Raw genomic sequence first — 24,697 nt, forward strand, 5'->3', positions numbered from 1 at the left:
CCGACCAGAGGGAGAGCCCCGTGTTCGACTCCGTGCTCGTCGCCAACCGCGGCGAGATCGCCTGCCGCATCATCCGCTCCGCACGTGAACTCGGCCTGCGCACCGTCGCCGTCTACTCCGACGCCGACGCGGGCGCGCCGCACACCCGGACGGCCGACGAGGCCGTCCGCCTCGGCCCGGCCCCCGCCGCCGAGAGCTACCTCAACATCGAGCGCGTCCTCGCGGCCGCCGCCGAGACCGGTGCCGGTGCCGTCCACCCGGGCTACGGGTTCCTGTCCGAGAGCGCGGAGTTCGCGCACGCCGTGGAGGCCGCCGGGCTGGTGTTCGTCGGCCCCGAACCGCGCCACCTGGAGGAGTTCGGCGACAAGCACACCGCCCGCAAGGCCGCGGCCGCCGCCGGGCTGCCGATGGTGGCGGGCAGCGAGACCCTGCCCGACGTGGAGCAGGCCCTCACCGCCGCGGAGCGGATCGGCTACCCGGTGATCCTCAAGTCCACCTCGGGCGGCGGCGGGATCGGCCTGCGCCCCTGCTTCGACGAGGAGGCGCTGCGCTCCGCCTTCGATCAGGTCAGCCGGATGGCGCAGACGCACTTCGGCGGCGGCGGGGTGTTCGTGGAACGCTTCGTGTCCAGGGCCCGGCACATCGAGGTGCAGGTCTTCGGCGACGGCCACGGCAACGTGGTCACCCTCGGAGACCGCGACTGCTCCCTGCAGCGGCGCAACCAGAAGGTCGTGGAGGAGGCGCCCGCCCCGGGGCTGCCGGACGCGCTGCGCGCCGAGCTGCACCGCACCGCCCGTGAACTCTGCTCCGGGGTGTCCTACCGCAGTGCCGGGACCGTGGAGTTCGTCTACGACGTGGAACGGGGGGAAGCCTCCTTCCTGGAGGTCAACACCCGCCTCCAGGTGGAGCACCCGGTCACCGAGGAGATCACCGGGGTGGACCTGGTGGCCTGGATGCTGCGCCTGGCCCGCGGCGAGGACGTACTCGACGGTGTTCCGGCTCAAGGGCCGGAGCGCGTCGGCCACGCCGTGGAGGCCCGCGTGTACGCGGAGGACCCGGCGCACGACTTCCGGCCCAGCTCCGGGCTGCTCACCCGGGTGGAGGCGCCCGCCGACGTCCGCGTGGACGGCTGGGTGGAGACCGGACAGCGGGTGACCAGCGACTACGACCCCATGCTGGCCAAGGTCATCGTGCGCGGCGACGACCGCGAGGACGCCCTTGGACGACTCAGCCGGGCCCTGTCCCAGACCCGGATCGACGGGGTGCAGACCAACCTGGGGCTGCTGCGCGCCCTGAGCGCCCACCCGGACGTGCGCGCCCTCGCGCACACCACCGCCACCTGCGGCGGCGTCGGCGACCCCGAACCGCGCATCGAGGTGGAGCGCGCGGGCACCCTGACCACCGTCCAGGACTTCCCGGGCCGCACCGGGTACTGGCAGGTGGGCGTACCGCCGTCGGGCGCGATGGACGACCTGTCGCTGCGCCTGGGCAACACGGCTGTGGGCAACCCCGAGGGCACCGCGGGCCTGGAGTGCACGATGGAGGGCCCGGCGCTGCGCTTCACCCACAGCACGACGGTGTGCGTGGCCGGCGCTCCGGCCGACGTCACGGTGGACGGCGAGCCGGTGCCGCAGTGGGAGCCGGTGGTCGTGCCCGCCGGGGCGCTGCTGGACGTGGGACCGGCGAAGGGGCCGGGCATGCGCACGTACGTGCTGGTTCAGGGCGGACTGGACGTCCCCGAGTACCTGGGCAGCGCGTCCACGTTCACGGCGGGCGAGTACGGCGGGCACGCGGGCCGGGCGCTGCGGCTGGGTGATGTGTTGAGGGCCGCGCCGGTACCGGAAGGTTCCGCCGAGCCGCGCCCGGTCCCCGAGGCCGACCGCCCCGACTTCCGGTCGCCCGCGGACGCTGGCGACGGTGAGGGCACGCACTGGGACATCGAGGTGTCCGAGGGTCCGCACGCCGCGCCCGAGTTCCTCACCCGGGAGGGCCTCGCCGACTTCTACGCCACCTCCTGGCGGGTCCACCCGCAGTCCGCCCGCAACGGTGTGCGGCTGTCCGGGCCCAAGCAGACCTGGGCCCGCCCGGACGGCGGTCAGGCCGGGCTGCACCCCTCCAACGTGCACGACACCGCCTACTCCATCGGTGCGGTCAACCTCTCCGGCGACACTCCCGTGCTGCTCGGCCCGGACGGGCCCAGTCTCGGCGGGTTCGTCTGCCCGGTCACCGTGGTGAGCGGCTCGCGCTGGAAGGTCGGCCAGCTCCGCCCCGGCGACACCGTCCGGTTCCACCCGGTCACCGAGGCCGCCGCCGAGAAGCTGCACACCGCCCCGGTCTCCGCGCCGCTGCTGCGCTCCACCGGGGCCGACGGCGACGACGGCGTCCTGGCCCGCGTCCCCGCCGGTGAGGGCACCCCCGAGGTCACCTACCGGCGCGGCGGCCACGACAACATCCTTGTTGAATACGGCCAAATGGTCCTGGACCTCGGGCTGCGGATGCGCGTGCACGCCCTGATGGCCGCCCTCGACCAGGCCGCACCCGCCGGGATCGTGGACACCACCCCGGGGGTGCGCTCGCTGCACCTGCACACCGACCCCGAGGTGCTGCCGCTGCGCACCCTCCTCGGTCTGCTCCAGGAGATCGAGGCACAGCTGCCGCCCACCGCCCAGCTGCGGGTGCCCAGCCGGACCCTGCACCTGCCGATGTCCTTCGACGACCCCTCCATCCACGAGGCCATCGCGCGCTACGGGACCGGGGTGCGCGACGACGCGCCCTGGAACCCGGACAACATCGAGTTCATCCGCCGGATCAACGGCCTGGACTCCGTGGACCAGGTGCGGGACATCGTCTTCGACGCGTCCTACCTGGTGCTGGGCCTGGGTGACGTGTACCTGGGCGCGCCCGCCGCGACCCCGCTGGACCCGCGCCACCGGCTGGTCACCACCAAGTACAGCCCAGCGCGGACCTGGACGCCCGAGGCGGGGGTGGGGATCGGCGGCGCCTACCTGTGCGTGTACGGGATGGAGAGCCCCGGCGGTTACCAGCTGATCGGGCGCACCGTGCCGATCTGGTCCGGGCTGCGCCAGTACGGCCGGTTCGAGCCGGGAACCCCGTGGCTGCTGCGGTTCTTCGACCAGATCACCTGGTACCCGGTGGGGCACGAGGAGCTGCTGGACATCCGGGCCGACCTGCTCGCCGGACGCCACGAGCTCCAGGTGAGCGAAGGCGAGTTCGTGCTCGCCGACCACGAGCGGTTCCTGGCCGAGAACGCCGACTCCATCAAGGAGTTCGAGCGTAAGCAGGCCACCGCCTTCGAGGAGGAGCGGCAGCGCTGGGAGGCCGCGGGCGAGTTCGAGGACAAGCCCGAACCCGAGCCGGTGGCGCCCGCCGGGGAGCTGGAGCTTCCGCCCGGTGCGTCCCTGGTGGAGGCGCCGCTGTCCGCGAGTGTCTGGAAGGTGGACGTGGAACCGGGGGAGACTGTCGAGGAGGGGCAGCCCATCGTCCGTCTGGAGGCCATGAAGCTGGAGGTGGTGGTCCGGGCGCCCAGCGCGGGCACTGTTTCCGAGATCCTCGTCAGCCCCGGCCAGCACCTGGATCCGGGGCGCGCCATGGCCGTCATCACCCAAGGAGAAGCCGTCTGATGCCCACGCCCACCCAGCCCACACCCACCGAAAGAGTGCACGCCGCCTACCGCCGGATCGCCGAGGCGGACCGGCCGGAGGTCTGGATCACGCTGCGCCCCGAAGGCGAGCTGGCGGTGGAGGCCAAGGCGCTGGAGGAGCGCCTGGCCTCGGGGGAGACGCTGCCGCTGGCGGGAACGCTCGTCGCGGTCAAGGACAACATCGACGTCGCCGGTCTGCCCACCACCGCCGCCCACCCCGGTTTCGCGTACACACCCCAGGAGAGCGCGACCGCCGTGGAACGCCTGGTCACGGCGGGGGCGCTGGTGCTCGGCAAGACCAACCTGGACCAGTTCGCCACCGGCCTGGTGGGGACCCGCAGCCCCTACGGTGCCGTGCGCAACGCCCTCGACCCCACCCGGGTCTCCGGCGGCTCCAGCTCGGGCTCGGCCGTGGCGGTGGCTCTGGGGATCGCCGACTTCTCCCTGGGCACCGACACCGCCGGTTCCGGCCGGGTACCCGCTGCCCTGCACGGGATCGTCGGCCTCAAGCCCACCCTCGGCCTGGTCCCCAACACGGGGGTGGTGCCCGCCGCCAAGCCCTACGACACCGTCACCGTCTTCGCTCCGGACCTGGCCACCGGCCAGCGCGCCCTCGCCGTGATGACCGGTCCCGACCCCGAGGACCCGGCCAGCCGCCCCTGGCCCGCCGACGTCCGCCTGGCTCCCCGCGACCCGGCCCGGGTCGCGGTTCCCACCACCGAGGGCCTGTCCCCGCTCAGCGACGCCGAACGCGAAGCCTTCCACAGGGCCGCCGCCCGGCTCACCGACGCGGGTGTGTCGGTGGAGAGCATCGACATCACCCCGCTCCTGGAGGCCGCCCGGTTGCTCTACGACGGCGCGCTGGTCGCCGAACGCCACGCGGCCGTGGGCGAGTTCCTCGCCGCCCACCCCGAAGGCGCCGACCCCACGGTCGCCGGGATCATCCTGTCCGCCGCAGAGCTGCCCGCCACCGAACTCGCCGCCGACCAGCACCGCCTGACCGCTTACAAGGCGACCGCCCGCGCACTCCTGAGCGGCTTCGACGGCCTGCTGCTGCCGACCACCGTCGGTCATCCGACGTTGGACGAGGTGGCCGCCGACCCAGTAGGTGCCAACTCCCGACTGGGCACCTACACCAACTTCGTCAACCTCCTCGACCTCGCCGCCGTCGCCGTTCCCGCCGGTATCGCCGACGGCCACCCGTTCGGGGTCACCGTGGTCACGAACGCCTTCGAGGACCAGGTGGCCCTGGACCTGGCCGGACTCCTCAACGAAGAGGAGCCCGGCCAGGTCCAACCCACCAACGGCCTGGAACTGGCGGTCTTCGGCGCCCACCTGCGCGGCCAGCCCCTCAACCACCAACTCACCGACCTCGGCGCCCGGTTCCTGGAAGCCACCACCACCAGCGAGGACTACCGCCTCTTCGCCCTCGCCACCACACCCCCCAAACCCGGCCTCCTCCGGGTGAACACCGAAGGCGCCGCCCTGCGCTGCGAGGTCTGGTCCATCTCCCCGGCCGCCCTGGGCACATTCCTCGCTGCCCTGCCCGCCCCCATGTCCCTCGGCGCCGTCACCCTCACCGACGGCCGCACCGTGGTCGGTTTCGGCTGTGACCCCTCAGCTGCCGAAGGAGCCGAGGACATCACCCACCACGGCGGCTGGCTCGCCTACCGCGAGTCCCTCACCTAGCCACCCCGACAACCCCCTGGCGCCGAAGGCCCCGCCACCCGGCGGGGTCTTCGGCGTGCCCGCGGTCAGCCGTCCGGCTGCCTTCGGCGGGTGCGGGGACGGTGTGCCGCGGGGTGGTGCGGGTGTCCGAAACCCGCGCTCGGGAGTGCCCGCTGTGTCCCCAACCCTCGGATCCCCGGTGATCTTGCTACCAGGAGCAAGTTCGGCGCCGAACTCGCTCCTGGTAGCAAGATCATCCCGGGACGGGGGCCGCCCCTGACCCGCTCCCGGACACGACGGAGCCCCGCCACCCACTCGGGGTGACGGGGCTCGTGTGTCTGGCTGCCCTAGACCTGCGGGGCGCGGCGCGGACGGCGCGGGCGGGAGGAGGAACCTCCGCGCGGGCCACCGTAGCCGCCGCCACTGCGGGAACCGCCGTAGCCGCCGCCGCGCGGGCCGCGCTGGCGGTTCTCACGACGGGGCTCGGCCGGCAGGGTCACCGGCTCACCGGAGGGGGTGCGGGCGCCGGTCACGCGGGCCAGCTCCGGGTCCTCGGGGTGCACCTGGGCGATCTGCGGCTCGATCCGCGCGCGGTACATCAGGCGGGTCATCTCGCGGCGCTGGTTGGGCGTCACGAGCGTGACCACGTTGCCGGACTCACCGGCACGGGCGGTACGGCCGCCGCGGTGCAGGTAGTCCTTGTGGTCCGTGGGCGGGTCGATGTTGACGACCAGGTCCAGACCGTCCACGTGGATGCCGCGTGCGGCGACGTTCGTGGCGATCAGCGCGGTGACCGTGCCCTCCTTGAACTGCTTGAGGGTGCGGGTGCGCTGCGGCTGGGAGCGGCCGCCGTGCAGCGGGGCCGCCCGGACGCCGCTGTCGAGCAGGTGCTGGGCCATCCGGTCCACGGCGTGCTTGGTGTCCAGGAACATGATGACCTGGCCCTCACGCGCCGCGATGTGGGTGGCGGTGGACATCTTGTCCGCGTGCGCCACGTGCAGGACGTGGTGCTCCATGGTGGAGACCGCGCCCTCGGACGGGTCGACCGAGTGGACGACCGGGTCGTTGAGGAAGCGGCGGACCAGCTGGTCCACGTTCCGGTCCAGGGTGGCCGAGAACAGCATGCGCTGACCGTCGGCCGGGACCTGCTCCAGGACCGCGGTGACCTGCGGCATGAAGCCCATGTCGGTCATCTGGTCGGCCTCGTCGAGCACGACGGCCTCGACCTGGTCCAGGACGCAGTCGCCCCGCTCCATGAGGTCGCGCAGTCGGCCCGGGGTGGCCACGAGCAGCTCCACGCCCTGGCGCAGCGCGCGGGCCTGGCGGCTGATGGGCATGCCGCCCACCACGGTCGACATCCGCACCCGCACCGAGCGGGCGTAGGGGGTGAGGGCGTCGGTGACCTGCTGGGCGAGCTCGCGGGTGGGTGCGAGGACCACGGCCAGCGGGCGGTGCGGCTCAGCGGTGCGGCCGTCGAGGCGGGCCAGCAGGGCCAGGCCGAAGGCGAGCGTCTTGCCCGAACCGGTCTGGCTACGGCCCAGGACGTCCCGCTTGGCCAGCGAGTTCGGCAGCGTGGCCGCCTGGATGGTGGACGGGGTGGTCAGGCCCTGGCGGGCAAGCGTCGCCTTCAGCGGCGCCGGCATGTCCAGGTCCTGGAAGTTGTCGACCGGGTCGAGCCCGGGGTTGACCGTGACGGGGAGGGCGAACTCTCCACCGGAGGGGCGGCCGCCGCCGGAGCGGCCCTGGTAGCCGCCGCCGGAGCGACGGGGGCCGTCGAAGGAACGGCGGGGACGGCCGTAGCCGCCGCCGGAGCCGCCGCGGGATCCGCCGCCGAAACTTCCGGAGGGACGGTCGCGGCGCGCGCTGGTACGGGGGTGGTTCATGGGTGACCTTTCGCCAACGACGCTTGCCGGGTGGGAAGCCCGCAGCGGGACTTCAGCGTGTGGTACCGGGTGTGCGTCGAAGAAAAATACTTCGAGATCCACGGCCCACGCGGAGAACCCGGGGTCGTGGCGGACGAACCGGTGCCTGTCGGAGAACGACGGCCAGAGATCCGGTCCTGTGAAACAAGAAAGCAGGGGCCCAGCACCAGTAGGTCGGGCCCCTGCCGCTCGAACAGCCTCAGGGCTTGGTCAGCCCAGGGGGACGTGTTCGATTAGATGACGTTGATGTTCTCAGCCTGGAGGCCCTTGGCGCCCTGGGTGACATCGAACTCCACGGACTGGCCCTCCGCGAGCTCGCGGTAGCCGGTCGACTGGATGGCGGAGAAGTGCGCGAAGACGTCGGCGCCGCCGCCGTCCTGCTCGATGAAGCCGAAGCCCTTGTCAGCGTTGAACCACTTGACCGTGCCGGTAGCCATAGAGGCACCTTTCGTTCGGGGAAATGAAGAAAACCGCGGTATGACGATTTTCCCGTCACCGCGGTGATCACCCGAAACGTTGGAAACTCAACGGGTACCACGACTGCAACTTCTCCGAATCTAGCACACGATTTTCGGTTCAGCGGGAAAACAGCGTGTGTCTCATGGCACCGTAAAACGTGGTATCGAACCGGACGAAAAACGTGTTATGTGCGGTTTTCCGGCCCGGATTCGCCGTTGGAGGGCCGTGAGTACCCGGGGTGCCGGCTGTCGCCGCCGCCGTGGTCCCCCTCCACTGCCAGGTCGTCGAACAGGGTGTGCTTGTTCCTGGGGGCGCCGATCAGGTATCCGGCACGGGCCATCGCCGACCCGCCCACCGCCGTCGTGACCAGTTGGATCAGCAGGGCCAGACCCAGTTTCAGGGCGTTGCCCAGCGACGGTTGGTGCAGGAACAGCCCGATGATGACCAGTCCCGTGCTGAGCGAGCCCGCGATGGTCAACGCGCTCAACCGCGAGTACACGTCGGGCAGCCGGAGCATCCCGATGGCGCTCACCAGGAACACCAGTGCTCCGACGAACATCACGGTGTCGCCGGCACTCTCCATCACGTCGTTCACCGTTTTCCTCCCGCGGTCAGCCGGGCCAGGGAGATCGCGGCCAACAGCCCCACCAGAGTCGCGACCAGGACGATGTCCACCAGAAGCGTCGTGCTCAGTCGCACGCCCAACAGGGCGACCAGGATCACGAACCCGAAAAAGACCAGATCCGTGGCGGCGCCCCGGTCCGCGCCGCTGGGGCCGAGCAGGATCCGGACCACTCCCAGCACCATCGAGACGACGACCAGGACCAGGGCCAGGTTGATCAGTGTCACCGCCGTTCCCCCTTCTCGTCGCGTTCCAGGTCCTCCGGGCGGGGCGGCACCCCCTCCGGCCGGGTGGCGCGCAGCACGGTGTCCTCCAGGGTGTGGACCTGGTGCAGGACCGACCTGTGGTCCTTCGCGTACATCGCGTGCACCCACAGCGTCGCCGGGTCGTGCCGGGCGGCGACCGTGAGCGACCCGGGCGAGAGCGAGATCAGGTTGGCCATCAGACTGATCTCCAGGTCGTTGCGACAGCGCAGGGGTACCTCGACGAAGGCCGGGACGATCGTGTCGCCCGGCAGCAGAATGTCCCTGGACACCCTGACGGAGCCGTGCAGGAGGTCGTAGAGGACGTAGCAGGGGAGCCAGAGCATCCCCAGGATCCAGGCCAGGAAGGTTCGCGGAGTCATCGCAGCACCGCCTCGACATAGGTTGACGGGTCCAGCAGGTGGCCGGCGGCCTGGGCGCTCAGGGACAGCAGGACCTGGGCGCCCAGCCCCAGAGCCAGGGTCAGCAGGGCCAGGACCAGACCGGGCAGCAGCAGGGCGGTCCGGACCCGGGGCGGGTCCTGGATCGCGACCCCGCCTCCGGCGGCGTCCTCTCCCGCGTTCCCGGTGTCGCCGTCGCCCCCCTCCTCCTTCGGCGGATCGCCCCAGAAGGTGCTGCCCCAGATCTTCATCATGGACATCAGCGTGAACACGCTGACCACGACGGCGGTGGCTGCGGCTTCCCACTGCCCGGCCTCCAGAGCGCCCGCCACCAGCGTCACCTTGGCCACGAACCCGGAGAAGGGCGGCAGCCCGGACAGGGACAGCGCCGCGGCCAGGAACACCGCCCCGAGCAGGGGTTCCCGCTTGGCGATGCCGCCGAGCCGGTCCAGGGCTCCGGTGCCGTGGGTGTGCTCGATCGCCCCGGTGGACAGGAAGAGCGAAGTCTTCACGAACATGTTGTGGATCAGGTAGAAGATGCCCGCCATCAGGCCCAGTTCGGTGAACAGGGCCGCGCCCAGCAGGATGTAGCCGATCTGGCTGACCATGTGGAAGACCAGGATGGAACGGGTGCTGTTCTCCCCCACCGCCCCGAGCACCCCGATGAGCATCGTCAGTGAGAAGGCCGCGACGCCGATCCACAGGAAGCGCGTGTCCCCGTCGAAGACCACGGCGTACAGGCGGTAGATGGCGTAGATCGCCACCTTGGTGTGCAGCCCCGAGAGCAGAGCGGTCACCGCCGCGGAGGTGTTGGTGTAGGAAGGGGCCAGCCAGCCGTGTACCGGGACCACCGCCGCCTTCACACTCAGGGCGAGGATGATGACCCCGGTTCCCGTGGCCACCGCCGGGGATTCGGCGGCAGCACCGGCCAGGGCGGCCAGGTTCACCGTGCCGGCCGTGCCGTACACCAGGGCCACACCGGCGAGGAAGATGGTGGAGGTCAGCAGGTTCACGGTGACGTACACGCGTCCGGCCCGGATGCGGTCCCGCGACCCCAGCATGGCGAGCAGCCCGTAGGCGGGCAACAGCATGACCTCGATGAACACGAACATGTTGAACACGTCCGCGGTCATCAGCACGCCGACCACACCGGCGGAGAGCGTCAGCACCAGCGGTCCGAAGTAGGCGGCCCGGTCATCGCCCACGGCGATGGCGAAGGCCGTGCAGACCAGTACCAACAGGGCGGTGGCCCACAGCATCAGCGCGCTGAAGGCGTCCACGACCAACGGGATGGCGATTCCCCCCTGCCACAGTGCCACGTTGTGTGCCAGGACCGTTCCGTCGCGGACCAGCCACAGCAGCCCGGTGCTCGCTACCAGGATGAGGGCGCCCGGGGCCAGCAGCAGTGCGCGCTCCAGGCGGACCGGTACGCGGAACAGCACCAGGGCCGCGGCGACCGCCAACGGCAGGACGATGAGCAGCGGAAGGTAGGCGGTCGGCTCCGGCAGGTTCAGCGAGGTGTTCACGAGCGGTCCTCCGTGTCGTCGGAGCATCCGGCCGTCGCGATGGTGAGCATGTAGATGGTGATCGAGAAGGCGATCACGATCGCGGTCAGCACGAAGGCCTGCGGCAGCGGATCGGACGCCTGGTCCACCGGGGTGTAGTCCAGCAGCGGCTGGGCCCGCAGATAGGTTCCGCCGGCCGACATCAGGATCAGGTTCGCGGCCTGTCCCAGCAGTACGAAGCCGAGGATGATCCGTACCAGGCCGCGCTGCAGCATGAGGAACACCGCGCCGCTCACCAGTACGCCCACGGTGATGGCCAGGGTCATCGGGCACCTCCCTCCTTGTCCGGTGTCTCTCGGAGCGGGCTTTGGGCGTCCACCTCGGGCGGGGTCCCGGGGTCGTCGGTGGGCGGCTGATCCCTGACTGGCCTCACGGTGCCGGCGGTGGAATCGCCGGGCAGGGACTCCTCCAACCCGAGCTGGTTCAGCGCGGTGAGGATGACGCCGACCACCGCGAGGTAGACGCCGGCGTCGAACACGAGTGCGGCGGTCAGGTGGTACTCACCCACCAGCGGCAGCGTCACGTATCCGTGCAGCGGGCGCAGGAACGAGCCGTCCAGGTACCCGAACAGCCCCGAGGCCAGGGAGATCGCCACACCGGCGCCGATGATGCGCGGGTAGGCCAGCCTGATCTTGGCCACCGAGGCGCTGGGCGCCGCCAGGTACAGCAGCGCGAACGCGGCTCCGCCCAGCAGTCCGGCGACGAAGCCGCCGCCGACGTCGGTGTGGCCGCGCAGGAACAGCCACAGCGACCAGAACACGATCAGCGGCAGCAGCAGGTAACTCACCGCGCGCATGACCAGGGTGTTGTCGTCCGCGTCGTAGACGGCGCTGGAGCGGCTGACGACGAGTCTGCGGTCACCGTGCGCGGTCAGCAGACCGCTGGAGTTGAGCACGGCGATGACGATCAGTCCTGCCACGCCCAGGACGACCAGCTCGCCCAGGGTGTCCAGGGCCCGGTAGTCGACCAGGATGGTGTTGACGACGTTGGTGCCGCCGGTGTCCTCCTCGGAGTTCTCCAGGAAGTACTGCGAGGCCTCCGACCGGCCCCGGCGCCCGGTCAGGTAGAAGACCCCCAAAGCCGCCGAGAGGCCGGCGAAGAGCGCGATCGCCCCGGTGGCGAGGTAGCGCCGGAGCGAGATCCGGTGGAACCGCGCGGGCAGCCGGCGCAGGATCAGGGCGGCGATGACCACGGTGAGGATCTCCACCACCATCTGGGCGAAGGCCACGTCGAACGCGCCGAGCAGGAAGAGCCACAGCGCGGTGGTCAGCCCGGCTGAGCCGACCAGGACCAGCCCGGCGGTGCGGGACCGGACGTAGACGGCGCCGATGACGGAGGCCGTGATCAGAGCGATCAGCAGCCAGTCCAGTGGAGAGGAGGTCTCCCCGTACGGTTCGGGTACCTCCAGACCCGTCGCGGTGATGATCCCGGCCAGCGCGATCACCAGAACGATCGGCACGACCAGGTGCCGCGGAGGAGCGTCGGAGCGCGTGAGGTCGCCCACGCGTCGGCCCAGGGCCATGATCCCCTCGCGTAGCGCCTCGAAGACGATGACCCCGTCCACGGGGAAGAGCCGGCGACCGGCCAGCCGTTCACCGGAGGCGGTCCACCACACCAGCAGTGCGCCCAGGGCGATCGCGGCCAGGGACATGAACAGGTCAGCGGACAGTCCGTGCCACAGGGCCAGCCCGGCCTCGGCCTCCGCCTCCCCGGTGGCTTCGGCGGCGGCCCGTTCGGCCATCGGGTTCAGGACGGGGACGGCGAGGCCCAGCACCAGGCCGAGAACGGCGGCGACGGCGGGCGGGCCCGCGAAGCCGTATCCGGCCTCGGACACGGAGGTTGCGCTCCGGTCCGGGCGCGGCGAGGAGCTCCAGAACGCGCCGTGCACGAACCGGTAGGTGTAGGCGAAGGTGAAGACGGAGGCGATGACGGCGACCGTTCCGGCGGCCGGCCCCACCCACGCGGGGCCGGGCGCCTCCAGTAGGCCCTTGAAGACGTTCTCCTTGCTGACGAAACCCAGGAGCGGCGGGACGCCCGCCATGGACAGTCCGGCCAGCGCCGCCACGGTCGCGGTGACCGGCATCCGGCGCCGTAGACCGCCCGCGATCCCCAACCGGCGGATCTCGCGCAGGTCGCGGCTGCCCGCCTGGTGGTCCACCAGCCCGACCACCATGAACAGCGCTGCCTTGAACAGCGCGTGCGCGAGGGTGTGTACCGCAGCGGCCACCAGGGCCGCCTCGGTGCCCACCCCGATCACCGCCACCAGCAGCCCGAGCTGGCTCACCGTGGAGTATGCGGCGAGCTTCTTGAGGTCGTACTGCTGGAACGCGAACACCGCGCCGACCACCGCGGTGACCAGACCGAAGGCGATGAGCGTGTAGTTCCACAGGGGGAGTTCGGCGAAGGCCGGGGTGAACCGCATCAGCAGGAAGATCCCGGCCTTGACCATCGCCGCCGCGTGCAGATAGGCGCTGACCGGGGTGTTTGCCGCCATGGCGTCCGGCAGCCAGTAGTGGAAGGGGAACTGGGCCGACTTGGTGAAGGCCGCCAGAATCACCAGTACCGCCACCGTTGAGGAGAAGGCGGGGTCCTCGGCCCACACCGGGTCGGCCAGGATCGTGCTCAGCCGTGTGGTTCCCGTGCGCAGGGCCATCAGGATCGCGGCGGTCATCAGGGCGAGCCCGCCCACCACGGTGGTCAGGAGGGCGCGGATCGCCGGGGCGTTTCCGGAGCGGCCGGACGTGCCGATCAGGAGGAACGAGGCGACGGTCGTCAGTTCCCAGAAGACGAACAGCAGCACCACGTCGTCGGCCATCACCAGCCCGGTCATCGCGAGCGCGAAGAAGGTCATCAGGGCGTAGAAGCCCAGCCGCGGCCCGGGCGGGAAGTAGCGGGCCGAGTAAGCCAGGATGAGCGCACCGACGCCGTTCACCAGCAGGGTGAACAGCCAACCGACCCCGTCCATGCGCAGGCGCAGTTCGACGCCGATCTCGGGCATCCAGGGCTTGGCGAACTCGATCGGCGTGCCGGCTCCGAGTACCTGCGGGGCCTGGGCCAGAACCAGTCCGGTCGACGCCAGCAGCACGAGCGCGAGCGGCCAACCGGCGGCGCGCCCCAGGGCCCGGTGGAGGGGGAACGTCGCGAACACGGCGGCGGCGAGGACCAGAAGCAGTAGCAGAAGTACCACGTCACAGTCATTTCACAATTTCCGGTCAACCCCTAACCGACACAGCGGTAGAGGAATGGACGCGGCATTATTCCAGGGCGCTTGTATTTTTTTTACTTCTGCTTGGTTCGCTTTTGACTGTGGTCCGGGGCGGTGGTGTGCCGGTGTGCTCGGTCCTGTCGTCGCCCTCAGGCCCCCGGCCAGGAGGGCTGAGCCGGTGAGCGACCGCGATCCGGCCCGCGTCGCCGCTGTGTCCTGTGACTTGTGGGCAAGGACCCTGACAACGGAGGCCGAAGTTTGCAAAGATGGGTGCGGCATAAACGTAAAGAGCGGGTGAGGCTCTTCACCATTGCCCGGCGGTGGTGAAAACGTATAAGCGCACGGGCCCCGCCACCTTTCGGTGACGGGGCCCGTGCTGTCTCGCTGGAGGTCCGGACGACGACTAACCGGCCTGGGAATCCTTTTCCGAGGTCGTCGCGGCCAGGTCGTCGAACTTCGTGTCCGCGACCGGCTTGACCCCGGTCAGGTATCCGGCGCGGACGAGGGCGTTGCCGCCGACCGCGGCCGTGGCCAGCTGGATGAGCAGGGCCAGGCCGAGCTTGATCGCGTTGGCCACGGACGGGTAGTGCAGGAAGAGCCCGAAGAGCAGCAGACCCGTCCCCAGGGCTCCGGCGATGGTGACCCCGCTCAGCCGGGCGTAGAAGTCACGCAGCCGCAGCAGTCCGATCGAGCCGATCAGGAACACCACGGCCCCGAGGATCATGCTGATGATCCCGAGCACGTACAGCACACTCATCGCTTGCCTCCGGTGATCAGTCGGGCCAGGGACAGGGCCGCGAGGAAGCCGATCAGGGTGCACACCAGGACGATGTCCACGACCAGTTCGGTGTCGATGCGAAAGCCCAGCATGGCGACCAGGCCGACGAAGCCGAAGAAGACCACGTCGGAGGCGGCCCCTCGGTCGGCGGCCGACGGGCCGGTCAGGATGCGGTACGCGGCGATGGCCATGGCCAGCACGATCACGCCGATACCGATGTCGATGAACTCCATCAGCGCTGTCCCACCTCGTCGAGAGCGTGTTCCTTCGACCCGGTCGGCCGGGTGACCTCCAACAGGCGGCTCTCCATCGCGTGGATGCCCCGCTGGAAGGATTCCCGGTCCTGCACGTACAGGCCGTGCACCCAGAGGGTGGAGGGCTCGTTGCGCACGGCGACCGTCACCGTTCCGGGGGTCAGCGAGATGAGGTTGGCCAGCATGGTCACCTCGAAGTCACTTCTCGCCCGGATCGGAACCTCGACGAAGGCCGGGGTGGCGGAGCTGCCCGGGGTGAGGATGTCCCACATCACCTGGCAGGAGGTCTTCACGATCTCCCCGGCCGCGTAGAAGGGGAACCGGAGCACGCGCAGTGCCCATGTCAGGTAGGTCATCGTCCCAGCACCGCCTCGACGTAGGTGGAGGTGTCCAACAGGTTCGCGGCGGCCTGCGCGCTCAGCTCCAGGAGAACGTGCGCGCCCAGACCGATGCACAGGGTGGTCGCGGTCAGGATCAGGCCCGGGACGATCAAGGACATCTTGATCTTGGGCCGGGTCAGGGTGTCCACGGCCCCGTTTCCGGCAGCGGTCACGGGAGCCTGGTCGGAGCCCTCCGGTTCGGGCTCCTTGCCCCAGAAGACACCGCCCCAGATCTTGAGCATGGACATCAGGGTGATGAGGCTGACCGCGATCATCACGGCCGCGACCGTCCACTGCGCGTCGTCCACCGCGGCGATCACCAGGCTGAGCTTGGCGACGAACCCGGAGAAGGGCGGCAGCCCGGCCAGGGACAGGGCCGCGCCCATGAAGATCAGCCCGAGCAGGGGTTCTCGCTTGGCGATGCCGCCGAGCCGGTCCAGCTCCCCGGTTCCGTAGGTGTGCTCGATCGCTCCGGTGGACAGGAACAGCGAGGCCTTCACGATCATGTGGTGGATCAGGTAGAAGATGCCCGCCATGAGGCCCAGCTCGGTGAACAGGGCCACGCCCAGCAGGATGTACCCGATCTGGCTGATCATGTGGAAGACCAGGATGGAACGGGTGGTGCCCTCGCCGACCGCTCCCATGACACCGATGGCCATGGTGAGGGTGAAGGCCACCAGGCCGATCCACAGGAACTTCGCGTCGCCGTCGAAGACCAGCGCGTACAGGCGGTAGATGGCGTAGATCGCCACCTTGGTGTGCAGGCCCGAGAACAGCGCGGTGATGGCCGGCGAGGTGAAGGGATAGGTGCGGGCCAGCCAGCCGTGGATGGGCACCACGGCTGCCTTGATGGCCAGGGCGAGGATGATGACCCCCATGCCCACGGCCACCATCGGGGACTCCTTGGCCGCCCCGGCGAGCTCGCCCAGGTGGACGGTTCCCGCCGCCGCGTAGACCAGCGCCACACCGGCCAGGAAGATCGTGGAGGTCAGCAGGTTCACGGTCACGTAGATACGACCGGCCTTCAGCCGCCCCAGGACACCCATCATCGCCAGCAGCCCGTACGAGGGCAAAAGCATGACCTCGATGAACACGAACATGTTGAAGATGTCACCGGTGAGCAGGGCACCGGAGACACCGGACGTGAGGACGAGCACCAGCGGTGAGAAGTAGGTCTGCCGGTCATCGCCGGTGGCGATCGCGAACATCGAGCAGACCAGGGCCAGCAGCGCGGTGGTCCACAGCATCAGGGCGCTGAAGACGTCCGCGACGAAGGGGATCGCGATCCCGTCCTGCCACAGGCCCACGTTGTGGGCGAACACGGTCCCGTCACGGGTGAGCCAGATCAGCCAGGAACCGGCGAGCATCGCGGCCGCGCTCGGTCCCAGCAACAGGGCGCGCCGGAGCCACAGCGGCCCCCTGACGAAGAGCAGCAGCCCCGCCGCGAGCAGTGGGACCGCGACGAAGAGAGGGAGCAACGCGGTGTTCATGAGGCCTCCTCGGTGTCGTCGTCGCTGCCGGAGGCGGCGAGGGTGAGCATGTAGATCGCGATCGAGAAGGCGATGACGATCGCGGTCAGGACGAAGGCCTGGGGAAGGGGGTCAGCGGTCTGGGGGCCCCAGCCGAACTGGAGCAGTGGCAGCTCCCGCCGGAAGACGCCCCCCGAGGACATCAGCAGCAGGTTCGCCCCGTGCCCCACCAGGAGCAGCCCGAGGACGATCCTGACCATGCCGCGCTGCAGCATCAGGTAGACGCCTCCCGCGACCAGGATTCCGATCGTGATGGCGAGAGTCATCGGTTACCTCCTGTGGTGGAGTCGTCCAGGTCGGCTGGGGCGTGGTCCGATGCCGGTTCGCGCCCGTCCTCGGGATCGGCGCCGCTGTCCACGGCCTCGCCGTTGCGCGGCGCGCCCCGGTCGAGCCCCAGTTCGTTGAGCGCGGTGAGCAGGACACCGACCACGCCCAGGTAGACGCCGATGTCGAAGACGAAGGCCGTGGTGAAGTGGAAGTAGCCGCCCCAGGCCAGCGGGATCTCCGCGTGCAGCGGCCTGAGGAAGGAACCGTCCACGTAGCCCAGGAACCCGGAGAAGGCGGCGATGAGCACACCGGCGGCGATGATCGCCGGGTAGGCCAGCCTGATCTTCGCCCGGCTGTCGCTGGGGGCGGCCAGGTAGAGCAGAGCGAACGCCGAACCGCCGACGAGACCGGCGATGAAGCCGCCGCCGGGTTCGTCGTGCCCGCGGAACAGCAGGTACAGCGACCACAGCACCAGGATCGGCATCAGGTAGCGGCCGACCGTGCGCATGAGCAGGGTGTTGTCCTCGGCGGGGAAGGCCGCGTTGCTCGCGGGCACCGTGACCCGGCGGGAGGCGTGCACGGGCAGCAGCCCGCTGGAGTGCAGGACCGCGATGATGATGATCCCCGCCACACCCAGTACGACGAGTTCACCGAACGTGTCCAGCGCCCGGTAGTCGACCAGGATGGTGTTGACGACGTTGGTACCGCCGGTGTCCTCGGGAGCGTTCTCCAGGAAGTACTCCGCGGCCGGCGAGAGCTCCCGGCGGCCGGACAGGGCGAAGGCCGCGATACCGGCGCTCAGCCCGGCGGCGATCGCGATCACCGCGGTCAGCGCCTTGCGCCCGTTCTTGACGGGGTGGAACTTCTTGGGCAGTCGGCGCAGCACCAGGACCGCGACGACCACGGTGAGGATCTCCACCAGGAACTGGGTCAGCGCGACGTCGAAGGCACCGAGGAAGAGCAGCCACAGCGCGACGGTGAACCCGGCCACGCCGACCAGCGCCAGCCCCGCCATCCGGGAGCGGGTGATGACCGCCGCCAGGACGGCGACCGCCATCAGGCCGACGAGCAGCCAGTCCAGCCCCATGGAGGTCTGCCCCGCGACCGGCGGCAGGTCCACACCGAAGATGACCGCGACCGCCGCCAGGGCGACCATGAGGACGGTGGGCGCGCCGAGGTGGAAGGCGGGCGAGTCCGTCCGGGTGAGGTCACCGGTCCGCTTGCCCCACCGGATGATTCCGTCGTACAGGGCTTCGAAGGCCCCCACGCCGGTGACCGGGACGAAGTCGCGCCCGGCCAGGGAGTCCCCGGCCTGGGAACGCGAGGCCACGAGCGCGCCGAGACCGATCGCCGCCATGGACATGACGAGCGCGGCGTTGAAGCCGTGCCACAGCACGAGGTAGGCGTCCGAGGTCACGTGCGTGGTGTTGGCGGCCACCTCGTTCACCAGCGGGTCCAGCACCGGGACGGTCAGTCCGAGCAGCACGCCGCCGAGAGCGGCGACGCTCGCCGGACCCCAGAAGCTGCTCCGTGCCTCGTCGGCCGTCGCCTCCTTCGTGCCCTCCTCGCTGCGGGAGGTGCCGAAGAAGGTGCGGTACACGAAGCGGAAGGAATAGGCGAAGGTGAACACGGAAGCCGAGACCGCGACCACGCCCGCGAGCGGACCGAACCAGGCCGGGCCGGGCGCGTGCAGGAACGACTCGAACAAGCTCTCCTTGCTGATGAAGCCCAGCAGGGGAGGGATGCCCGCCATGGACAGCGCGGACAGCGTCGCGATGCCCGCGGTGACCGGCATCCGGTGCCGAAGGCCGCCCAGCCTCCGGATGTCCCTGGTTCCCGTTTGGATGTCGACCAGGCCGACCACCATGAACAGGGCCGACTTGAACAGCGCGTGCGCCACGGTGTGCACCGACGCGGCCACCAGGGCCTGGGGGGTGCCCACACCGATCACCGCCACCAGGAGACCGAGCTGGCTGACCGTGGAGAAGGCCGCCAGCCGCTTGAGGTCGTTCTGCTGGAGAGCGAAGAACGCGCCCATCACCGCCGTGATCAGACCCGCCGAGATGAGCAGGACGTTCCACAGGAACAGGTCGCCGAACGCCGGGGTGAAACGCATCGCCAGGTAGATCCCGGCCTTGACCATGGCGGCGGCGTGCAGGTAGGCGCTGACCGGGGTGCTCGCGGCCATGGCGTCCGGAAGCCAGTAGTGGAAGGGGAACTGAGCGGACTTGCTGAACACCGCCACGATCACCAGCAGGGCCACCACGGACACGAACGCGGTGTCCTGCGTCCACGCGGTGTCCGACAGGATCACGCTCAGCTGTGTCGTTCCGGTGCGCACCACCAGCAGCACGACGGCGCCCAGCAGGGCGAGCCCGCCCATGGCCGTGAGCAGGAAGGTACGGATCGCCGGACGGCTCGCCGAGGGCCCCGAAAGGCCGATCAGGTAGAACGAGGCGATCGTGGTGATCTCCCAGAACACGAAGAGCAGCACGACGTCGTCGGCCAGCACCAGACCCGCCATCGCGAACGCGAAGAGCGACATAAGGAAGTAGAAACCGAGCCTGCGGCCGGACGGGAAGTACCGGGTGGAGTAGGCCATGATCAGGGCACCGATGCCGGTGACCAGCATGGTGAACAACCAGCCGAGGCCGTCCATGCGCAGGTGCAGGTCGACCCCGAGCCTGGGCATCCAGGGCTGGCTGTACTCCAGCGGGGTACCGGCGCCCAGGACCTGGGGTGCCTGGAGGGCGACCAGGATGGTCAGGGCACCGAACACCGCGGCGATGGGCCAACCGGCGTTACGGCCCAGGAACCTGTCCAGTAAAGGTGTACTCGCGACGGTCACGGCGAGCACGATGAGGAGAAGCAGTAGCACCACGCCACTGTCCTTTCACGGCTGAACACCGTGTGCCTGGCCGGGGTGTCCCGGGCGGCGAACACGGTGTGACGGAGCGGAAGGTGGTTTAGGGGAGGCCGTCAGCCGTGTCCTGGCGGGCAGGCACTGAGCTCGCCGTGCGCGTTGTGGCCCCAGGAGGACGTGTAGCCGTTGGTGCCGAGTGGAAGACTGTGTGGCGCCGGTGCCTGTGGCCGTTCGGCGAAACGGGACCTGCGCCGGGCGCGCAGAGGTGAGGCGTGCTGGGGCGTCATGCGTCATAACTCCGGGACATGGGGAGACAGGGACGCCGACCAGTCTTCCCGGCACACCTGTGATGGCGCTTGACGCCGCGCCCATGTTCGTTGATGCGAGAGTGTATGTCCAGTTCCAGACGCTTTTCGTGGGATTTCACTCACGTGTCGAGGAGTGGGAGGCTGGACTTCAACATATCCCCTGAACAGGTAAAATAACCTTCCGCGGCCAGGTTGGTCTCGGATGTGTTCAGCGGTAGCATTGACTGTTTCGCGCGGCGTAGGGTCCTCAGCGGGTGTGCCGGGAAGACTGGTCGGCGAAGGTTGACTCCTACCCGAAACCAGGTGTTCGATGACCGAGGCCGCCATCCAAGGTGCGCGCGTCTACCGATCCGAGGCCGCCGAGAGGCTGGTTCGGGGCTGGTGCGAGGAACGGTTGGCCGAGTTCACCGACCTCGAAGCCCTGCCGCGGATCTCCACGGCCATCGGCCCGACCCGCGCCTTCCGCTTCGAGGGCGGTTCCGGAGCCCCGGTGGTCGTGCTGAGCGGTACGAACTTCAACAGCGCCCTCAGCGCCTCCCCCGCCTCCGACATGACGGCGGAGAGGGACGTACTCCTGGTGGACCTGCCCGGGCAGCCGGGGCTCAGCTGCGGCAAACGCCCCCGCGGTCATCGGGCCCGGGCCTACGGCGCCTGGTTCGACGAGGTGCTGCCCGAGCTCGTGGACCGTCCCGCGATCGTCCTGGGGCACTCCCTGGGAGCGGCGGTGGCACTGGCGAGTAGGCCGTGTTCCCTGGTCAAGGGTCTGGTGCTGGTCAACCCCGCCGGGCTGACCCCGGCGGCTACCTCCCCCGAACTGATGCGGGTCACGCTCCCCTGGATGATCGGCCCCCGGGAGGACAAGAGCACCCGGTTGTTGAACTTCATGAGCGGACCCTCCTCCCGGTACCCCGTCCACCCGTTCGCGCACTGGATGACGATGGTCGGCAGGTACTGCCGTACCAGTCTGGCGCCGGGGCCGCTGGACACCGAGTCGCTGCTCGCCTGGCAGGAGAAGAACGTCACCGTGGCGACAGGTTCGGACGACGTGTTCTTCTCCCCGGCCCGCCTGCACGGCCCCGCCCGCCGCTTCCTGAACACCGGAACCCACGTCCTGGAGGGGGCGGGCCACCTGGCCCCCTACGAGTTCCCGGACAAGATCCGCGAGCTGGTCTGCGGGGCCGACTCCTGAGGCTCCGGTCCAGGGGCGCACCCGGGTCCCCCCACCTCTCTCCCGCCACCCGGTTCAAAGGCGCGGGCCCCCTCGGCGCGGCGCCCGCGCGCTGAGGGGGAGGGCGAACACGAAGGCGGCGTAGGCGGGGAAGGCGTCGGGTGCTGCTCCCGGCCCCGCGGCCGTGCCCCGTTCCTGCCGCATGTCGGCGCACCCCGCCATCGCTCCGGTTCCGAACCGGCGCCGGTTCCTTCCCCGCGCCGTCACCCGGCCTGCGCGCTGCTGGCCGGTGTCGGCCGTGCTCGAAGGCGGACCGGCCCCAGACGGTGTACACGAAGGATCCGCGCGCGTAGTGTTAGAGACTAACGTGTTATCAACTAACACCAATCGTCTCGAGGGTCATGGCGCACTGGCGTGAGCAGAAACGGGAGCGCACCCGGAACGCACTGCGGGAGGCGGCGTTCCGGCTGTTCGCCGAACACGGGTACGAGGACACGACCGTCGCCAGGATCGCGGCCGAGGCGGGCGTCTCGCACATGACGTTCTTCCGGTACTTCCCCACCAAGGAGGACGTCGTCCTGCGGGACGACTACGACCCCCTGCTCGAAGAGCTGATTCGGGCCGAACCACCGGACAAACCCGCGTTGCGTCGCGTGCGGGACGCGGTGATGAGCGCTGTGCCCGCCGTCTACGCACGTGAGCGGGAGGCCCTGCTGCTGAGGTCCCGGCTGCTGCTGACCACCCCGGCCCTGCGTTCCCGCATGGGGGAGAGCATGGACGGGTCACGCAGCGCCTTCGAGAGGGGACTCAGCGACCCGGAGGCGGCCGCAGCGCCGCCGATGGCCGCCCGCGTGGTCGCGTCCGCCTGCACCGCCGCGCTCGCCACCGCCATCACCGTCTGGGTCGAACAGGACGGTGAGACGGACCTGCCCGCACTCATGGAGCAGGCCTTCGACGCCCTCGAAAACCCCGGAGCCCGCAATGGCTGAGGCGGTCGGCGCAGACGAAGTCATCTCCGTGGCGGACCTGAGCGTGCGCTACCGCGGGGCCGAAGGGGACGCGGTGCGTCAGATGGACTTCACCGTGACGGCCGGGGAGGTCTTCGGCTTCCTCGGCCCCTCCGGGGCCGGCAAGTCCACGGTCCAACGCGTCCTGACCCGGCTGCTGCGCGGTTACGAAGGCAGCGTGAGCGTGCTCGGCAGACCGCTCACGGAATGGGGCAGGGGCTACTACGAGCAGATCGGTGTCGGGTTCGAGCTGCCCGCCGAGTTCACCCGCCTCACCGCGAGGGAGAACCTGGAGGCGTTCGCCTCCCTCTACCGCGGCCCCGCGGCGGACCCCGCCGGGCTGTTGGAGCGCGTCGACCTGGCGGAGGCCGCGGACCAGCGGCTGAGTACCTTCTCCAAGGGGATGAGGATGCGCCTGAGCCTGGCCCGGGCCCTGCTCAACCGTCCACGCCTGCTCTTCCTGGACGAGCCCACCTCGGGTCAGGACCCCGTACGCGCGGCGCGGCTGCGCGAGGTCGTCCGGGCCGAGGCGGACCGGGGCGCCACCGTCTTCCTCACCACCCACGACATGCGTACCGCCGAGGACCTGTGCGACCGGCTGGCCTTCGTCGTCGACGGCCGGATCGCCGCCGTCGACACCCCTGACGGCTTCCGCCGCCGCTACGGCCACCCCGGCGTGGTGGCCGAGTACGTGACCGGTGGCCGCACCCGCCGACGCACCTTCGGCCTCGCGGACCTGGGTGCGGGCGGTGAGCTGTCCGACCTCGTGGCCTCGGGGGCGGTCACGACCCTGCACACCCGCGAGGCCACCCTCGACGACGTCTTCGCCGAGGTCACCAGGGTCCGGCTGTGAACCGGCTCGCGGGCGCGTTCGCGCTTGAGGCGAAGGTGCTGTGGCGGTACGGGGTCGTGGCGATCGCCGCCGTCCTCGCCGCGCTCTGGACCGGACTGCTGCTGGCGCTACCCGCCTCGGGCGCCCAGGCCCTGGTTCCCTACCTCCTGTTCCTGGACACCGCCGGGTTCGGGGCGCTGTTCGCGGTCGCCCTGCTCATGTTCGAACGGGTCGAGGGAACCGACGCCGCCCGCGCGGTCACCCCCGTCAGCCCAGGAGAAGCCGCACTCGTGCGCGTGGGGGCGCTGGCCCTGCCCGCCGTCGCCATGGCCCTGCCGATGATCGCGGTGACCGCGCCGCAGGGGCGGTTGTGGGGCGCGCTCGGGCACGCCACGGCCGGGGTCGCGCTGACCTCGGTCCTGCTGGTGGCCGCCTGCCTGGGGCTGGGCGCGCTCACCCGAACCCTCCAGGGCGCCCTGCTCGCCACGGCTCCGGTCATCGCCCCGCTCGTCGCGGTTCCGCTGCTGCACCTGGCCGGTGTCGTCCAGAGCCCGCTGCTGTGGGCCGTGCCCACCACCGCGGGCGCCGAACTGATCAGCCGGGGCCTGACCGCTCGGGACGGGATACCGGAGGGGCCCGGCTGGGCGGTGGCGCTGGTGTACGCGGTCGTCTCCGCGACGGCCCTGTGCTGGTGGGCGGCCCGGCAGAGCACCGTCACCGGGGAGGAGAGGGCGGGCCGGGGCGGCCGGCCCCCTGCGGGTCGCGCCCCCCGCAGGGGGCCCGCCGCCCGGGCGCGTTCGGGGCCTTACGCCGGGCCCGGCCGGCGGGTCCACCCGGTCCTGGCCCTGGCCCGGTACGAACTCGTCGGCGGGCGGCGCGACCCGCTTCTGCTGGCGGTGGCCCTGGCGCCCCTGCCCCTGGCACTGGTCCTGCGGTGGGCCTATCCGGCGATCGCCGAGTACCTGCGGTCCGCCCACGGTTTCGATCCCGCGCCGCACGCCTGCGCTGTGTTCGGCGCACTGGTCCTGCTGCACGTGCCGGTGATGGTCGGCAGCGTGGTGGCGCTGCGCGTGACGGAGGACGTCGACGACCGCGTCCTGCTGGTGCTGCGCGTCTCCCCGCTGTCCCTGCCCGCCTATTTCGGGTTCCGGACGGGGACGGCCCTCCTTCTCGCCCTGGTCGGACTGGCGATCGCCGTTCCCGTCTCGGGGCTGGGCCCGCAGGTGTCGCCGGGTCTGGTCACCGCCGTGCTGCTCGCCGCGCTGTTCGCACCCCTGGTGGTGTTGGCCACCGCCGCGTTCGCGGGCAACAAGGTCGAGGCGCTGGTCGTGGTCAAGGGGGTGGCGGCCGTGTCCGTCCTGGTCCCGGTACTGCTCTGGGTGCTGCCCGGACTCTGGTGGTCTCCGCTACTGGTCCTGCCGCCCACATGGTCTCTGCTGGCCCTGCCCGGGTATCCGGGCGACGCGGTCCCTCCGTGGACCGTCCTGCTCGGCGGGCTCGTGACCGCTGCGGCCGCCGCCCTGGCCCTGATCCGGCGGATGAGGTCGCGCCTGCTCGGATGACGTT

General features: G+C 70.5%; 20 protein-coding genes. 6 read left to right on the plus strand and 14 right to left on the minus strand.

Annotation, left to right across the window (positions count from 1 at the left end; translation table 11 throughout):
- The first annotated feature begins 20 nt into the window (after positions 1 to 20).
- Entirely contained in the window at positions 21 to 3,641 is a 3,621-nt protein-coding gene (gene uca, locus NE857_RS02800) for an urea carboxylase (RefSeq protein WP_254419651.1), read from the plus strand.
- Positions 3,641 to 5,350 carry an allophanate hydrolase gene (gene atzF / locus NE857_RS02805; RefSeq protein ID WP_254419652.1) on the plus strand — a complete coding sequence of 570 codons (1,710 nt, stop codon included), beginning with the start codon at positions 3,641 to 3,643 and terminating at the stop codon, positions 5,348 to 5,350. The genes uca and atzF overlap by 1 nt, the downstream gene beginning before the upstream one ends.
- Before the next feature lie 326 nt (positions 5,351 to 5,676).
- Here the strand turns inward: atzF and NE857_RS02810 are convergent, their stop codons facing one another.
- The 14 genes from NE857_RS02810 to NE857_RS02875 all read right to left on the minus strand — a co-directional run bounded on the left by NE857_RS02810 (position 5,677) and on the right by NE857_RS02875 (position 19,834).
- Positions 5,677 to 7,212 (minus strand): DEAD/DEAH box helicase, encoded by a 1,536-nt coding sequence (locus NE857_RS02810; RefSeq protein WP_254419653.1) that lies wholly within the window; start codon positions 7,210 to 7,212, stop codon positions 5,677 to 5,679.
- A 272-nt stretch (positions 7,213 to 7,484) separates the two neighbouring features.
- On the minus strand, positions 7,485 to 7,688 hold the full coding sequence (locus tag NE857_RS02815; RefSeq protein WP_254419654.1) for a cold-shock protein: 204 nt from the start codon (positions 7,686 to 7,688) through the stop codon (positions 7,485 to 7,487).
- Positions 7,689 to 7,894: 206 nt separating this feature from the next.
- Positions 7,895 to 8,305: a monovalent cation/H(+) antiporter subunit G gene (gene mnhG / locus NE857_RS02820; protein WP_344011425.1), complete on the minus strand. Its 411-nt coding sequence runs from the start codon at positions 8,303 to 8,305 to the stop codon at positions 7,895 to 7,897.
- A complete protein-coding gene (locus NE857_RS02825) occupies positions 8,302 to 8,517 on the minus strand; it encodes an MrpF/PhaF family protein (RefSeq protein WP_425572097.1) in 216 nt (71 codons plus the stop codon). Before NE857_RS02825 ends, mnhG (NE857_RS02820) begins: the two co-directional genes overlap by 4 nt.
- Positions 8,518 to 8,555: 38 nt before the next feature.
- Positions 8,556 to 8,957: a Na+/H+ antiporter subunit E gene (locus NE857_RS02830; RefSeq protein ID WP_184367526.1), complete on the minus strand. Its 402-nt coding sequence runs from the start codon at positions 8,955 to 8,957 to the stop codon at positions 8,556 to 8,558.
- Positions 8,954 to 10,501 (minus strand): monovalent cation/H+ antiporter subunit D family protein, encoded by a 1,548-nt coding sequence (locus tag NE857_RS02835; RefSeq protein WP_254419656.1) that lies wholly within the window; start codon positions 10,499 to 10,501, stop codon positions 8,954 to 8,956. The genes NE857_RS02830 and NE857_RS02835 overlap by 4 nt, the downstream gene beginning before the upstream one ends.
- Positions 10,498 to 10,806, minus strand: a complete 309-nt coding sequence (locus NE857_RS02840) for a sodium:proton antiporter (RefSeq protein WP_184367531.1) — start codon at positions 10,804 to 10,806, stop codon at positions 10,498 to 10,500. The genes NE857_RS02835 and NE857_RS02840 overlap by 4 nt, the downstream gene beginning before the upstream one ends.
- Complete coding sequence (locus NE857_RS02845) at positions 10,803 to 13,727, minus strand: DUF4040 family protein (protein ID WP_254419657.1); 2,925 nt, start codon at positions 13,725 to 13,727, stop codon at positions 10,803 to 10,805. The genes NE857_RS02840 and NE857_RS02845 overlap by 4 nt, the downstream gene beginning before the upstream one ends.
- Before the next feature lie 421 nt (positions 13,728 to 14,148).
- Positions 14,149 to 14,502 carry a monovalent cation/H(+) antiporter subunit G gene (mnhG, locus tag NE857_RS02850; RefSeq protein ID WP_254419658.1) on the minus strand — a complete coding sequence of 118 codons (354 nt, stop codon included), beginning with the start codon at positions 14,500 to 14,502 and terminating at the stop codon, positions 14,149 to 14,151.
- Complete coding sequence (locus tag NE857_RS02855; protein WP_254419659.1) at positions 14,499 to 14,756, minus strand: MrpF/PhaF family protein; 258 nt, start codon at positions 14,754 to 14,756, stop codon at positions 14,499 to 14,501. Before NE857_RS02855 ends, mnhG (NE857_RS02850) begins: the two co-directional genes overlap by 4 nt.
- Positions 14,756 to 15,133 carry a Na+/H+ antiporter subunit E gene (locus tag NE857_RS02860; protein ID WP_254419660.1) on the minus strand — a complete coding sequence of 126 codons (378 nt, stop codon included), beginning with the start codon at positions 15,131 to 15,133 and terminating at the stop codon, positions 14,756 to 14,758. The genes NE857_RS02855 and NE857_RS02860 overlap by 1 nt, the downstream gene beginning before the upstream one ends.
- Positions 15,130 to 16,647 carry a monovalent cation/H+ antiporter subunit D family protein gene (locus NE857_RS02865; protein WP_254419661.1) on the minus strand — a complete coding sequence of 506 codons (1,518 nt, stop codon included), beginning with the start codon at positions 16,645 to 16,647 and terminating at the stop codon, positions 15,130 to 15,132. Before NE857_RS02865 ends, NE857_RS02860 begins: the two co-directional genes overlap by 4 nt.
- A complete protein-coding gene (locus NE857_RS02870; RefSeq protein ID WP_254419662.1) occupies positions 16,644 to 16,952 on the minus strand; it encodes a sodium:proton antiporter in 309 nt (102 codons plus the stop codon). The genes NE857_RS02865 and NE857_RS02870 overlap by 4 nt, the downstream gene beginning before the upstream one ends.
- Positions 16,949 to 19,834 (minus strand): DUF4040 family protein, encoded by a 2,886-nt coding sequence (locus NE857_RS02875; RefSeq protein ID WP_254419663.1) that lies wholly within the window; start codon positions 19,832 to 19,834, stop codon positions 16,949 to 16,951. Before NE857_RS02875 ends, NE857_RS02870 begins: the two co-directional genes overlap by 4 nt.
- 600 nt (positions 19,835 to 20,434) lie before the next feature.
- Here NE857_RS02875 and NE857_RS02880 point away from each other — a divergent pair.
- From NE857_RS02880 to NE857_RS02895, 4 genes are all read left to right on the plus strand, one after another.
- Positions 20,435 to 21,313 (plus strand): alpha/beta fold hydrolase, encoded by an 879-nt coding sequence (locus tag NE857_RS02880; RefSeq protein ID WP_184367555.1) that lies wholly within the window; start codon positions 20,435 to 20,437, stop codon positions 21,311 to 21,313.
- A 380-nt stretch (positions 21,314 to 21,693) separates the two neighbouring features.
- A complete protein-coding gene (locus tag NE857_RS02885; protein ID WP_184367558.1) occupies positions 21,694 to 22,281 on the plus strand; it encodes a TetR family transcriptional regulator in 588 nt (195 codons plus the stop codon).
- Positions 22,274 to 23,152 (plus strand): ABC transporter ATP-binding protein, encoded by an 879-nt coding sequence (locus NE857_RS02890; protein WP_184367561.1) that lies wholly within the window; start codon positions 22,274 to 22,276, stop codon positions 23,150 to 23,152. The genes NE857_RS02885 and NE857_RS02890 overlap by 8 nt, the downstream gene beginning before the upstream one ends.
- A complete protein-coding gene (locus NE857_RS02895; RefSeq protein WP_254419664.1) occupies positions 23,149 to 24,693 on the plus strand; it encodes a fluoroquinolone export ABC transporter permease subunit in 1,545 nt (514 codons plus the stop codon). Before NE857_RS02890 ends, NE857_RS02895 begins: the two co-directional genes overlap by 4 nt.
- Positions 24,694 to 24,697 lie beyond the last annotated feature (4 nt).

The sequence above is a fragment of the Nocardiopsis exhalans genome, from assembly GCF_024134545.1.
Taxonomy (GTDB): domain Bacteria; phylum Actinomycetota; class Actinomycetes; order Streptosporangiales; family Streptosporangiaceae; genus Nocardiopsis; species Nocardiopsis exhalans.

What these genes read in the sequence shown, in the direction of transcription:
- atzF (WP_254419652.1), top strand. Translation starts at nt 3,641, where the DNA reads ATGCCCACGCCCACCCAGCCCACACCCACCGAAAGAGTGCACGCCGCC.
- NE857_RS02810 (WP_254419653.1), bottom strand. Translation starts at nt 7,212, where the DNA reads ATGAACCACCCCCGTACCAGCGCGCGCCGCGACCGTCCCTCCGGAAGT.
- NE857_RS02815 (WP_254419654.1), bottom strand. Translation starts at nt 7,688, where the DNA reads ATGGCTACCGGCACGGTCAAGTGGTTCAACGCTGACAAGGGCTTCGGC.
- NE857_RS02825 (WP_425572097.1), bottom strand. Translation starts at nt 8,517, where the DNA reads ATGGTGCTGGGAGTGGTCCGGATCCTGCTCGGCCCCAGCGGCGCGGAC.
- NE857_RS02830 (WP_184367526.1), bottom strand. Translation starts at nt 8,957, where the DNA reads ATGACTCCGCGAACCTTCCTGGCCTGGATCCTGGGGATGCTCTGGCTC.
- NE857_RS02840 (WP_184367531.1), bottom strand. Translation starts at nt 10,806, where the DNA reads ATGACCCTGGCCATCACCGTGGGCGTACTGGTGAGCGGCGCGGTGTTC.
- mnhG (WP_254419658.1), bottom strand. Translation starts at nt 14,502, where the DNA reads ATGAGTGTGCTGTACGTGCTCGGGATCATCAGCATGATCCTCGGGGCC.
- NE857_RS02855 (WP_254419659.1), bottom strand. Translation starts at nt 14,756, where the DNA reads ATGGAGTTCATCGACATCGGTATCGGCGTGATCGTGCTGGCCATGGCC.
- NE857_RS02860 (WP_254419660.1), bottom strand. Translation starts at nt 15,133, where the DNA reads ATGACCTACCTGACATGGGCACTGCGCGTGCTCCGGTTCCCCTTCTAC.
- NE857_RS02865 (WP_254419661.1), bottom strand. Translation starts at nt 16,647, where the DNA reads ATGAACACCGCGTTGCTCCCTCTCTTCGTCGCGGTCCCACTGCTCGCG.
- NE857_RS02870 (WP_254419662.1), bottom strand. Translation starts at nt 16,952, where the DNA reads ATGACTCTCGCCATCACGATCGGAATCCTGGTCGCGGGAGGCGTCTAC.
- NE857_RS02880 (WP_184367555.1), top strand. Translation starts at nt 20,435, where the DNA reads ATGACCGAGGCCGCCATCCAAGGTGCGCGCGTCTACCGATCCGAGGCC.
- NE857_RS02885 (WP_184367558.1), top strand. Translation starts at nt 21,694, where the DNA reads ATGGCGCACTGGCGTGAGCAGAAACGGGAGCGCACCCGGAACGCACTG.
- NE857_RS02890 (WP_184367561.1), top strand. Translation starts at nt 22,274, where the DNA reads ATGGCTGAGGCGGTCGGCGCAGACGAAGTCATCTCCGTGGCGGACCTG.